11 protein-coding genes are annotated in these 13,458 nt (G+C 37.2%); 9 read left to right on the forward strand and 2 right to left on the reverse strand.

Going from position 1 to position 13,458, the window contains the following annotated elements; all coding sequences use genetic code 11:
* Positions 1–119 precede the first annotated feature (119 nt).
* A complete protein-coding gene (locus ACULEU_RS07620; protein ID WP_445452002.1) occupies positions 120–1,157 on the forward strand; it encodes a quinone-dependent dihydroorotate dehydrogenase in 1,038 nt (345 codons plus the stop codon).
* A gap of 200 nt (positions 1,158–1,357) precedes the next feature.
* Complete coding sequence (locus ACULEU_RS07625; protein WP_445452003.1) at positions 1,358–2,224, forward strand: hydroxymethylglutaryl-CoA lyase; 867 nt, start codon at positions 1,358–1,360, stop codon at positions 2,222–2,224.
* A 140-nt stretch (positions 2,225–2,364) separates the two neighbouring features.
* On the opposite strand, the gene ACULEU_RS07630 is transcribed toward ACULEU_RS07625, so the two are convergent.
* Complete coding sequence (locus ACULEU_RS07630) at positions 2,365–4,857, reverse strand: cation-translocating P-type ATPase (protein WP_445452004.1); 2,493 nt, start codon at positions 4,855–4,857, stop codon at positions 2,365–2,367.
* A gap of 113 nt (positions 4,858–4,970) precedes the next feature.
* Here ACULEU_RS07630 and guaB point away from each other — a divergent pair, with 113 nt between their 5' ends.
* The 6 genes from guaB to ACULEU_RS07660 all read left to right on the forward strand — a co-directional run bounded on the left by guaB (position 4,971) and on the right by ACULEU_RS07660 (position 11,327).
* Positions 4,971–6,443, forward strand: coding sequence for an IMP dehydrogenase (gene guaB, locus ACULEU_RS07635; protein ID WP_445452005.1), 1,473 nt, complete (start codon positions 4,971–4,973; stop codon positions 6,441–6,443).
* A 44-nt stretch (positions 6,444–6,487) separates the two neighbouring features.
* Positions 6,488–7,888: an RCC1 domain-containing protein gene (locus ACULEU_RS07640; RefSeq protein ID WP_445452006.1), complete on the forward strand. Its 1,401-nt coding sequence runs from the start codon at positions 6,488–6,490 to the stop codon at positions 7,886–7,888.
* Positions 7,889–8,361: 473 nt separating this feature from the next.
* Complete coding sequence (gene hisC / locus ACULEU_RS07645) at positions 8,362–9,462, forward strand: histidinol-phosphate transaminase (protein ID WP_445452007.1); 1,101 nt, start codon at positions 8,362–8,364, stop codon at positions 9,460–9,462.
* A gap of 82 nt (positions 9,463–9,544) precedes the next feature.
* Entirely contained in the window at positions 9,545–10,465 is a 921-nt protein-coding gene (locus ACULEU_RS07650; protein ID WP_445452008.1) for a VOC family protein, read from the forward strand.
* A 147-nt stretch (positions 10,466–10,612) separates the two neighbouring features.
* Positions 10,613–10,804: a hypothetical protein gene (locus ACULEU_RS07655; protein WP_445452009.1), complete on the forward strand. Its 192-nt coding sequence runs from the start codon at positions 10,613–10,615 to the stop codon at positions 10,802–10,804.
* 25 nt (positions 10,805–10,829) lie between these two features.
* Positions 10,830–11,327 carry a GNAT family N-acetyltransferase gene (locus tag ACULEU_RS07660; RefSeq protein WP_445452010.1) on the forward strand — a complete coding sequence of 166 codons (498 nt, stop codon included), beginning with the start codon at positions 10,830–10,832 and terminating at the stop codon, positions 11,325–11,327.
* Position 11,328: 1 nt separating this feature from the next.
* On the opposite strand, the gene ACULEU_RS07665 is transcribed toward ACULEU_RS07660, so the two are convergent.
* Positions 11,329–11,703, reverse strand: a complete 375-nt coding sequence (locus ACULEU_RS07665) for a hypothetical protein (protein ID WP_445452011.1) — start codon at positions 11,701–11,703, stop codon at positions 11,329–11,331.
* A gap of 234 nt (positions 11,704–11,937) precedes the next feature.
* Between ACULEU_RS07665 and ACULEU_RS07670 the strand changes: the two genes are divergently transcribed.
* Positions 11,938–13,449 carry a redoxin domain-containing protein gene (locus ACULEU_RS07670; protein WP_445452012.1) on the forward strand — a complete coding sequence of 504 codons (1,512 nt, stop codon included), beginning with the start codon at positions 11,938–11,940 and terminating at the stop codon, positions 13,447–13,449.
* Positions 13,450–13,458 lie beyond the last annotated feature (9 nt).

Raw genomic sequence — 13,458 nt, forward strand, 5'->3', positions numbered from 1 at the left:
TCAGAATTGCTTCGCTCTTAGCTATTAAATAATTTAGAAAAAGTCTAACAATCTAAAGCCCAAAGGGTGTATCTAACAATCTAAAAATCTATTATCTTTGCAAAACAACAATACAACCCATGTACAAACTACTCATTCGCCCAATTCTTTTTTGGTTTGATCCCGAAGAAGTGCATTATTTTTCCTTTAGTTTTATCAAGTTTATTTCTAAAATTCCATTCGTTTCCAATATTTTAAAATCGATTTATGAAGTGAAGGACAGCCGATTGGAACGCGAAGTTTTTGGTCTGAAATTCAAAAATCCTGTGGGCTTGGCGGCTGGTTTTGATAAAGATGCTAAATGTTATCAAGAGTTATCGAACTTTGGTTTTGGATTCATCGAAATAGGCACGTTAACCCCAAAACCTCAAGATGGAAACCCAAAGAAACGCTTATTCCGACTAAAAGCTAATAGTGCTATTATTAACCGAATGGGCTTTAACAATGGTGGCGTTGATGCTGCTGTTCTTCGATTAATGAAAAACAAAGGTGTATTGATTGGTGGCAATATCGGTAAAAATAAAAATACTCCTAACGAAGACGCTACTTCGGATTATCTGATTTGTTTTGACGCACTGTTTGATTCAGTAGATTATTTTGTGGTTAATGTAAGTTCGCCTAACACACCTAATCTTAGGGAACTACAAGACAAAAAGCCATTAACGGAACTTTTGACGCAACTCGAAACCCGAAACTCAGAATACAAAACTAAAAAACCAATTCTGTTAAAAATCGCTCCCGATTTGACGAACGAACAATTAATAGATATTATTGATATTGTCAACGAAACTAAAATTGCCGGCGTGATTGCTACCAATACCACCATTTCCAGAGAAGGATTAGCATCAGAAAACAATCCGGAAGTTATGGCAGAAACTGGTGGACTATCTGGGAAACCTTTGACTAAAAGGTCTACAGAAGTGATTCGGTTTCTTTCAGAAAAAAGCAATAAGGCATTTCCCATTATAGGCGTTGGTGGCATTCATTCGGCTGAAGATGCTTTAGAAAAATTAGAAGCCGGAGCCAGTTTGGTGCAACTTTACACAGGATTTATATACGAAGGACCTCAATTAGTTAAGGATATTAATCATAGATTATTAGAAACGCTTAGCTCTTAGATTGTTAGAATCGCTTTGCTCTTAGATATTTAGATTATTAGAAACGCTTCGCTCTTAGATTCTTTGTTAAAACTAACAATCCAACAATCTAACAATCCAACAGTCTAAGTAGTCTAACAATCTAAGTAGTCTAACAATCTAAAGATAGAGCCATATCTTAAAAAATCTTAGTACCTTAGCCCCTTTACAAGACCAAAGCTTTGAATCCGAAAATAAAAATCATAGAATGTCCACGCGATGCCATGCAAGGTATCAAAACGTTTATTCCTACTGCTGAGAAAGTAGACTACATCCAGTCGTTACTTCGAGTGGGTTTCGATACAATCGATTTCGGAAGTTTTGTTTCTCCAAAAGCCATCCCTCAAATGCAGGACACTGCCGAAGTTCTAGCGCAATTGGATTTATCCCAAACACAAAGCAAATTATTAGCTATAATCGCCAATACACAAGGGGCGCAAATTGCTTCCACTCATAAAGAAATTCAGTATTTAGGCTTTCCGTTTTCAATTTCAGAAAACTTCCAGATGCGGAATACCCACAAAACCATTGCAGAAAGTTTGATTACGCTTCAAGAGATTTTAGACATCGCTGCAGCTTCTAACAAGGAAGTGGTAACGTATATTTCGATGGGCTTCGGAAATCCGTATGGTGATCCGTGGAATGTGGAGATTGTTGGAGAATGGACTGAAAAACTGGCCAATATGGGCGTTAAGATTCTCTCCTTATCCGATACTGTAGGAAGTTCTACGCCTCAGGTAATCTCCTATTTATTTTCGAACCTGATTCCGAAGTATCCTCATGTTGAGTTTGGAGCGCACTTGCATACCACGCCCGAAAAATGGCATGAAAAAGTAGATGCGGCTTACAAAGCTGGTTGTGTTCGTTTTGACGGTGCCATTCAAGGATTTGGTGGTTGTCCGATGGCAAAAGATGACCTGACAGGCAATATGCCTACCGAAAAACTACTGTCCTATTTTACCCAACAAAAAGCCGATACCAACGCTAGCCCTATGAGTTTTGAAAGCGCTTACAATGAAGCTAGCAAAATCTTTTTGAAATATCATTAAGGATTTAGGATTTAGGATTTTAGATTTCAGATTTTATTTCTGAATCAAATTGATTTAGATTTTATAATTTACACTACCATGTCATAAATAATTGATTCCTAAATCCTAAATCTCAAATCCTAAATCTCAAATCCTAACTTTCACCTTCTTTTAAAAAACTTGTAGACTTCTATCCATAATACCGATATACCTCCTACTAATATACTCCATCCAATATGTACCATCGCTACTTTTTCGAATAGGAAGAAATTAGAGAATACAGGAACAAATAGTAGTAAAGCTGTAATTGCTACTGTAATTCCAATAATCATTGGGACTAAATTATTTTTATAGCGTATCGTTGTGAAAATGGAATAATAAAAAGAACGGTTTTCCAGCGTCAGAAAGATGTTTGAAGCTATTAAAGTCAGGAATATTGTGGTTCTGGTATACTTCTCAGAAAAACCTTCGTGTATGCCATATTGATAGACAAAAAGCAATCCCAGCGCAATGACCAATCCCTGAATGATACTGATGGTTATTTCTTTTAAATTGAAAAAAGTAGTTGTCAAAGGTTTGGGTTTTTGCAACATTAAATTCTGTTCCATAGGTTCATTTTCATAGATTATCGAGCAAGTTGGCCCCATTATGATTTCCAAAAAGATAATATGCACCGGTGTAAAAATATTGGGATACATCCATCCTAAGGCTAGCGGAATAAACACAATCAGGATAATCGGAATATGAATGGAGATAATATACTGAATGGCTTTCTTTAAATTGACATAAATCTTTCTTCCCATTGCAATAGCATCGGTCATTTTACTGAAGTCATCATCAATTAAAATCAGATTGGCTGCCTGCTTTGCGATTTCTGTTCCTTTTTTACCCATGGCAATGCCAATGTGCGCCGATTTTAGTGCCGGTCCATCGTTAACGCCATCTCCCGTCATCGCTACAATTTGATCGTTATCTTTGAGCGCCTTGATGATTCTAAGCTTGGCTTCGGGAAACATTCTAGTAAACACGGCCGTTTCCATAACCTTTACTTTTAAGGTGGCATCATCCATAGCCATCAGTTCATCGCCATTGAGGACTTTGTCGGCATCTTTAAATCCGATTTGCTTGGCAATAGTAGTGGTTGTGGCTGCATTATCGCCGGTAACGATTTTAAGCTGAATTCCGGCTTTATAAAAGGTTTCAAATACTTCCTGTATGTTGGCCTTGGGAGGATCATAAAAAGCAACCAATCCTTTAAAGCTAAATACAAATTCCTGCTGGGTTTTTGGAAATTGATTTCCCGAAAATGTCGCTACACCTACTCCCAAAACCCGATAGCCTTTCTCAGCCATAGCGTGCATAGCCTTTACTATTTCCTGTTTTTCGTTATCGGTTAGGTTACTGACTTCCATCAAAGCTTCAGGAGCTCCTTTGGCAGCAATAATTCTTTTGCCCTTTGCATCTTCAAAAATATGCGTCATCATGGGTGGTTTTCCTCCTAAGGGATATTCGTGCACCATTTTAAAATCAGGTCGTTCATCAACCGATTCTAAATTCGTATACCCTTCATGAATGGCAATTTCCATAGGGTCAAACGGAATCGGCTCGCTAGACCACATGGCATAACTCAAGACTTCTTCCGCTTCGATATTTAGTTTTTCTTTCGTATCGAAAAGGGTATTGGATTGAAAAACATACAGTTGTGCCAAGCTCATTTTATTCTCGGTAATCGTTCCCGTTTTATCGGTGCAGATTACGGTGGCGCTACCTAAGGTTTCAACTGTTTTGGTTTGCTTGGTAATAATTCCCATTTTCATTAAACGCCAAGCGCCCAATGCCATAAAAGTAGTAAAGGCTACGGGAATCTCTTCGGGAATAACACTCATGGCTATAGTCAGTGCTTTTAACAGACTGTCCAAAACGTTGCCTGACAGATAGTAATTGAGTAACCATACAATTCCGAAAATGACCAATCCAATGATGGACATATTTTTAACAAAATTAGTTATCTGAATTTGAAGAGGCGTTTTTTCTTCCTCAATCGATGCTAGGCTTTTGCCAATTTTACCCAAACTGGTTTGGTTACCGATAGCCGTTACTTGGCAAAGCGCCAATCCGGTAGCGACAATCGTCCCTTGAAAAACATTTTTTTCTTCAGAACCCTCGCTTTTAAATACTGATAGTGATTCACCGGTAAGAATGGCTTCGTTTACTGAAAAATCATTCGATTGCAGAATTACGGCATCGGCGGGAATAAAAGTCCCTTCGGTTACCTGAATCACATCGCCTAAAACAATTTCCTCACTCGGAATTTCAATAGTTTGTCCGTTTCGAATGACTTGACTTTTGGGTTGGGACAACTTTTTTAAGGCTTCAATAGCATTGCGACTTCGGGCTTCCTGAAACAGCGATATCGCAGCTACTAAGATAATGGCAGCGCTCATAAAAATACCATCGCCATAATCTCCCGTAATATAATAGATAGAGGCAGCCGCAGCTAATAGCAGGAACATCGGTTCTTTTACCAGATCCCATATCGAAATCAAAAGCGTATTTTTTTGTTGATGCTCTAAAGAATTCGAGCCATGCTGACTTCTTGAGGCGGTTACTTCATCATCGGTAAGTCCACTAATAATTCTGGTTTGCTCTGCCATAATGAGTTTTTGAGTTGTGTTTACCAAGTTAGTTATTAAAGTCGAATTTAACGGCTATTTTTCCCTAAAGATTATTATATTTGCACGCAATTTAACTACAACTACAAATTGCAATGAAAGCACACACTACTAAAATCGTTGGAGAAGGTTTAACCTATGACGATGTACTGCTCATCCCTAATTATTCTGAAGTTTTACCGCGCGAAGTCAGTATTCAATCGAAGTTCTCGAGAAATATTACGCTGAACGTTCCTATTGTTTCTGCTGCTATGGATACCGTAACCGAAAGCTCGATGGCGATTGCTATGGCTCAGGAAGGTGGTATTGGTGTATTGCACAAGAACATGACCATAGAACAACAAGCTGCCAAAGTGCGAAAAGTAAAACGTGCTGAGGCCGGAATGATTATCGATCCTGTGACCCTACCCTTAACTGCTACAGTAGGCGATGCTAAAATGGCTATGAAAGAATATGGTATTGGAGGCATTCCTGTAGTTGATGCCAACGGTATCCTTAAAGGTATTGCGACCAACCGTGATTTGCGTTTCGAGAAAATTAACTCGCGTTCCATATTGGAAGTGATGACTTCTGAAAACCTAGTAACCGCTGCCGAAGGAACCACTTTACAGGAAGCCGAAGGTATTTTGCAGAAAAATAAAATAGAAAAGCTTCCGGTAGTCGATGATCATTTCAAACTTATCGGATTAATTACTTTTAGAGATATTACCAAACTTACCCAAAAGCCTATTGCCAACAAAGACCGCTTTGGTCGTTTGAGAGTGGCTGCTGCCTTGGGTGTTACCGCCGATGCTTTAGAAAGAGCTACAGCTTTGGTTCAGGCCGGAGTTGATGCCGTAATTATAGATACCGCTCACGGACATACACAAGGTGTCGTATCAGTTTTGAAGCAAGTAAAGGCCAAATTTCCTGAATTAGATGTAGTTGTTGGAAACATTGCTACGCCAGAAGCTGCTTTGTATTTGGTGGAACATGGTGCCGATGCCGTGAAAGTTGGAATTGGTCCAGGTTCTATCTGTACTACTCGCGTGGTGGCCGGTGTTGGATTTCCACAATTCTCTGCTGTTCTCGAAGTCGCTGCTGCTCTACGAGGAACGGGAGTTCCTGTAATTGCTGATGGTGGTATTCGCTACACTGGCGATATTCCGAAAGCTATTGCCGCAGGTGCCGATTCGGTTATGCTAGGCTCGTTGTTAGCGGGAACTAAAGAATCTCCGGGAGAAACCATCATATTTGAAGGACGTAAGTTTAAATCCTATCGTGGTATGGGCTCTATAGAAGCTATGGAAGACGGATCTAAAGACCGTTATTTTCAGGATGTAGAAGACGATATTAAAAAATTAGTACCCGAAGGAATTGTTGGGCGCGTACCCTATAAAGGCGAACTTAACGAGAGTATGCAACAATTTGTGGGCGGACTCCGAGCCGGAATGGGATACTGTGGAGCGAAGGACATTCCGACGCTACAGGAAACGGGACGCTTTGTCCGAATCACTGCTAGTGGCATTGGCGAAAGTCATCCGCATAATGTGACGATTACTAAAGAAGCTCCGAATTATTCGAGGTAGTTATGTGCAAGTTTAATGAACCATTTCTAAAAAAATAAATATAAATGAATAAAAATTTACTGAAACTTTTTTTAAGTACCATATTATTCTTTTTAATTGGAATCAATAATTACATAAACGCTCAAAAAATAGCTGCGGGATCTAATCATGCGCTTTTTAGTTGTGAAAACGGGACACCTCAAAGCGTAGGTTCAAATACCAGTGGACAACTTGGCTTAGGAACTTATGTTGACCATAATCTTCCAGTTCAAGTGGCTGGTCTTAATGGAATAATAGCAGTAGATGCATCCTATTCACATTCTCTTTTCCTCAAAAATGATGGGACAGTTTGGGCTGTTGGCAGTAATGGCAACGGGCAGCTTGGTGATGGAACCACAACTAGTAAAAGAACTCCTGTTCAAGTATTGGGGCTTACCGGAATTACAGCCATATCAGCCAGTACCGACTTTTCAGTATTCCTAAAAAATGACGGAACGACTTGGGCAGTTGGAAATAATAGTGGAGGGCAGCTGGGTGATGGAACTACCGTTAATAAAAGTACTCCGGTGCAGGTACTTGGGCTTACAGGAATTACAGCAATAAGTTCCGGATTGTATCATTCCCTTTTTCTTAAAAATGATGGGACGGTATGGGCCACAGGCGGTAACTACTATGGACAGATAGGAAATCAGCCTTTATTTGGCGTATCGACTCCGGTACAAATCATAGGACTAGTCGATGTTATTGCGGTTGCAGCTGGTGGAACACATTCGCTCTTTCTAAAAAATAACAACACAGTTTGGGGCATTGGATCAAATTACTACGGTCAACTTGGCAATTTAAATGTAGGCAGTTATAATTATAATCCATTTCAAATACCTGGGCTTAGCGGCATCACAAATCTATCTGCCGGATACCTTTATTCACTTTTCCTTAAGAATAATGGTACGGTTTGGGCGTCCGGAGCGAATACGTACGGTCAGCTAGGAGATAACACTACGATTGATAAGAGCATACCATTTGCAATACCCGGCCTCAATGGCGTTATCGCAATCGATGCTGGCGTACACTTCTCGCTTTTCCTTAAAAACGATGCTACGATTAGATCAGTTGGCAACAATAACTCCGGTCAACTTGGCGATGGCACTAGAATGGACAAACGTACTCCAGTGCTTGTCAATGGTGTATGTTCAGTAACTTTAGGAACACAAGAAAATGATATTGAAAATGCTATTTCTGTTTATCCAAATCCTTGCCATGAACTGTTGTTTATAGATTTTGCTGACATGAATACAGACTACACGAACACCATCGCTGAAATATTCAATTTACAGGGTCAATTATTACAAACTATAGAAATAACAGAAAATACAATGATCCAAGTTAACCAGCTAACAAATGGGATTTATGTAGTGCATGTAAAAAGTCCTAAAGGAATGATAGTCACAAAAATAATTAAGAATTAACATTCAGATTGAAAAGTTTATAAAAAGAAAACCTGCCCACAGTAGCCTTCTATTGCAATTTCGAATTTTGTAGTAAGTTCATGTTAACGTTTTCCAAGGCAACAATTTTAGCTTTTAACGTCACTCCTATTTCTAAATTTTGCTTGAAACCCAATAGAAATTTTGAACAGAATTTGTTGCATTTGATGTTAGAATCTAGAAAAATAGCACCGGAAAAGTTAGCCTAAAAAAGTTGTAACAAAAAAAATGTAGCAATTCAGAATGCTACAAAAATATTGCTACAAAAAAGGCAAAACACAGAAATTAGCGATGTTTTAGTAGAATTAAAACTGGAATAGTTACCTAAAAGAGCCAGTAAAGCCTTATGATTATATGGTGTGCTATTTTCGAACAATTGAAATCCAAATGAAATAGTGTAACAAATTTGAAAATATCAAACCTATTGAATACTATTAAAATTTTAAGAATGCACAATGAGTAATAGAAGAAATTGGTTAAAGCAAACAAGTTTAGGTCTTGTAGGTTTGGGTATTATTCCGTTGGAGAGTTTTGCAATGCCAACAAAACAAGACATCCTTGAACCAAAAGAGGACAGCCTCATTCGGTTAAAGTCAAACGAAAATCCTTATGGACCTTCTGCATTGGCCAAAAATGCCATGAGTACTAGTATAAAGGTCAGCAATCGCTATAATTGGGAATTGTTAGAAGAACTCATTCGAGAAATAGCCCAAAAACATGCTGTAACGGATCAAAATATACTATTGGGTGCAGGTTCTTCGGAAATTTTAAATGTAGTGGCTTTGTATGCCTCCAAAAAAACAGGAAATTTAATTATAGCGGACACTACTTTTGATTATTGGACAATAACCGCTGAAAATGCCGGTCTTAAAAAAATTACAATCCCGTTAACAGCGGATAAAAAGCATGATTTATCAGCAATGCTAAATGCCATTGACTCGGATACGAGATTGATTTATATCTGCAATCCTAATAATCCAACGGGAACCATTTGTGCCAATGAAGCACTTCTACATTTCATAAAGGAAGCCACAAAAAGAACAAAAGTTTTAGTCGATGAGGCTTACCTAGATTATACCGACCAGCCATCATTGGCAAATCTTGTAACAGAGAATAAAAATCTAATTATTGCCAAAACCTTTTCCAAAATATATGGTTTAGCAGGTTCCCGAATCGGATATGCACTAGCACATTCAGAAACAATAGAGGAAATGAACCAATTACAATTTGCTACCAATGGAAGTGTCAGCGTAGTATCTGCTTCAGGAGCTTTAGCCTCGTTAAAGGATCATAAATTTGTAGCAGAAACCATTTCGCTTAATACAGCAGCCAGAAAATACACGATCGAACAATTGGAGCAATTACAAATACGTTGCATTCCGTCGCATACCAACTTTGTCTATTTTTCATTAGAAAATTACAACAAAGACTTTTTTGAACAGTTAAAAAAGAACCGTATTATTGGGACTAAGATTTACGAAGAAAAGGGAAAATGGTCCAGAATTACCATTGGCACCATGAAAGAAATGCAACAATTTATTAAAGCATTGGAGTAACTATCAAAACAGGACACTACTCTATAAAGCCCTCTTTTTTATAGTTAGACCGGAAGCTGTGATAAAAATAAGCCTTTAAAATATGACATTCAGATACGCGCGACACACTACTGACTTAAAAAAAATAGAGCAGTTTTATACTGAAGTCATTGGACTTGAAAACATAGGAGGTTTTGAAAATCACAGTACGTATAATGGCCTTTTTTTAGGACATCCGAATGCTGATTGGCACTTAGAATTTACCACATCCTTAGAAAAACCAAAAAGTAGTTTTGACGAAGACGATTTGCTTGTTTTCTATGTACACTCGGAAATCGAATTGGAGAAGAGTAAGAAAATCATGCAACAGAAGCACATCGCACTTGAAATCCCTAAAAATCCGTATTGGTCTGAAAACGGCATTATGATTGCTGACCCTGACCATTTTAAGGTTGTGATTGCCCTCAAGCACCTTAACTTTACTTCTAAGGATGACTTGACTATCTTACTAAAAGATAAAGACATCCACAACTGGAGCGACCTAATCGAGTTCACAAGAAATTTACCTTATGGAAGAAATTCAAACCGTTATGATTTTTCATTGGTTATCAAAGAAAATAAAGGAACGTGTAGTTCCAAACATGCGTTTTTAAAGAAAGTAGCCGACTTAAATGACTTTAAGCATGTCAAACTAATCGTAGGACTGTATCGAATGACGCATACGAATACCCCAAAGATTGGAAAAACCATCATCAATGAGGGATTAGAATACATTCCTGAAGCACATTGTTATTTAAAGCTAGGCCATCAAAGAATAGATATAACAAGCACTCATTCAGACATAAATACCCTATCAGATGCTATTTTACTAGAAATTGAAATCGAACCCGAACAAGTCGCTGATTTTAAAGTTGATTTTCATAAAAATTATTTGAGAAATTGGATTCGCGAAAACCAAATTCCCATGTCTTTTGAGACCGTTTGGGAAATCAGAGAACAATGCATTAAGGAACTTGAAGGCTAATTTGAAATAAACTAAAATCGTATCATGTTGAAAAAACATCAACTTTAGTTTTACAAAAGAATGTCGGGATTTATTATATTTACCGAAGCCATGAAAAAGAAGATAACAATCCTTCAAATTTAGTATCTCACTACAAAATATTATACTATGAATACCAAAAGAAGCCTATCCATTCCTTTTATAATTATAGCTGTAATCTTGGGCTCGGCATTATACAAGCAATTCGACTTCCAAACCCAAAGCTTTAAGCAACCAGCGTTATCCCTTATTTATGGCATCTCTTTTATATTTGCTGTTTTTATAGTCGTAAAAGACTTTGTGAAACCACCTCAAAAATAATAAACTAGAGTTCGAACTGTCCGCTATGGAAATCAAAATCAGACCTTATCAAAGCAGTGATGTTAGCACTATTGTGGCCATTCTGAATCATTATATTGCAACGTCTACTGCTTTATATGATTACCAATTGCGTTCCATCGAACAGCAACAAGTCATTTTTGAGGAAAAAATACAGAAGGGATTTCCAGTAATTGTAGCAACACTTGACGATGTTGTCGTTGGATTTGGGTATTACAGTGAATTTCGTTTTCGGGAAGCGTATAAGTTTACAGTCGAACATTCGGTTTATGTAGCAGCAAATGAACACGGAAAAGGTATTGGAAAAGTTGTCCTGCAACACTTAATCGCTTTAGCAAAAGAGCAAAAACTGCACACGATGATTGCGGTCATTGATTCTGAAAACCAGAACAGCATCGCATTTCACGAGCAATTTGGATTTGCGACAGTCGGTTTTATAAAGGAAAGCGGTTTTAAGTTTGATCGATGGCTACACTCGGTAATCATGCAGTTGCTATTGGAATAGCTTATATAATCTCAATGCCGTTATCTTCCAAAATTCCTAAAAGATAGCTACTTTGACTTGGATTGTATTTCTCGATGCCACTTTGATACCATTTTGAAATTACATCTATCTGAAATGCCGTATAATCATCATCATTAATACTGATACCTAACATTCCGGCCAAAAGAAAATCTTCCAAAACCTTGTTGGTTACTATGAGTTTCGGAATACCGTGGATCACTTTGCCGTTCATTCGCTCATAATCCAATCTTCCCTGATTGAAACCGTAGATGTACGCTTCGCTTTGATCTTTAGCTATTTTTAGATAAGGGTTTTGTCCATTAGAATACCCTTCGAGGTAGTCTTGTCGGTATATAGGGTTGAATATATTATTCATAATGAAATCGTGTGGCATTTGATATTACAGTCAAACTTATTAACAATAATTTAAACTTAAATCAAAAATCGTTTAACGGAAAAAAAACTCTTTCAACCGCAAAGCAGGTGATGTTCGTCGATGGAATTCGCTTTTTTTTATAGGATATAAATTTTAAGTAAACTTTAAAAGTTGCATTTGATGAAATAGTTTATTTTTGGACGTTACTATACTTTAAAAGGTTTATTTTATATTATGAAGAAATTTTTACTTGTTGTTGTTTTTAGTTTTTCTTGCTTTTTGGCTTCGGCACAATCAGGTTATGAAATTACCATTACTTTAAAAAATTGTCCAGATTCTCTAGCCTACCTTACCTATTATCAACTCGACAAAACCTTTATCAAAGACACCTGCACCTCTATTAAAAATGGTAAAATAGTTTTTACTGGAAAAACAAAATTGGAAAAAGGGATTTATTCGTTAGTGAGTCAAAAAAAAGCGATTTATTTTGATTTCTTTATCGATGATAACACACAGAAACTCGAACTTAAAAGTGAAGCTAGTGCCAATATCGGAAAAGAGCTGACCGCTTTAAATTCGCCTTTGCAGAATGAGTTTTTCAAATACGTTCAATTTATCAATACTCAAAATAAAGATTTTCAAAGCTTCAGAGAAACCACAAAATTGCTGACCAAAAAAGATTCTTTGGCTTTATCCAAAAAACAGACTGAAATTGAAGGTAGCATCAAGAACTACGAAGAAAAATTCATAACTGAGCATAAAGGAACCTATATCGCAGATGTCATCAATCTAAAATTTGAAAAACTGCTTAAAGACGTTCCAAAGGCTTCCAACGGCAGACCCGATAGCATTCAGGCTTACCAATATTATAAAAAACACTATTGGGATAATGTTGACTTTAAAGAAGATGGAACGGTACGAAATCCTTTTTTTAATGGTAAACTAAAAAGGTACTTTGAATCGGTGGTTTACAGACACCCGGATAGCACTAGTGTTGAAATTGATAAGATTATGGCAAAAGCCCAACAAGGAACTCTTATTTATAAGCTTTTATTAGCGCATTTCACCTATACCTATGAAACTTCTAAAATAATGGGATACGACAAAGTGTTTGTACATATCTCCGACCGTTATTTTAAAACAGGTAAAGCAGATGGTATTTATGATGATAGCGAAATTGTAAAAAAAATCATCAAACGAGCGGATAAATTAAAGCCATTGCTAGTCGGAAGTCCGGCTATCGATTTGTTTATGATAAAGGCCGAAGATTTTGACAAAATGAAAGCGATGGGATTTGAAGATGCTAAAAATAGTGAGGAAATGACCAATGTTTTTTATAAAAATACCGATCAGGTCAACAAGATGTTTGTAAAGCTCAGCGATGTCAAAGCCGATTATACCATATTAGTATTTTGGGATGTGGACTGTGGCCATTGTCAGAAGGAAATTCCGGTTTTAGTCGATGCCTACAACAATTTGATTAAAGAAAAGAAAAACATCAAAGTGTACAGTGTGTATATGCAACACGAAGGCGATAAGTATCTGAAATACATTGCAGATAATAAATTACCTTTTATGAACCTTTACGATGGTGCGCATTACAACAATGCCATCGAGAAATACGACGTCTACTCCACGCCTGTTATTTATATTTTAGATAAAAATAAAGTCATAAAAGCCAAACGCATTGATGCCAATCAAGTCAAAACCTTAATTGATGTCTTTGAAACGGAAGCTAAGAAGTAAGTAGTCTTT

It is taken from the genome of Flavobacterium sp. 25HG05S-40 (assembly GCF_052654735.1).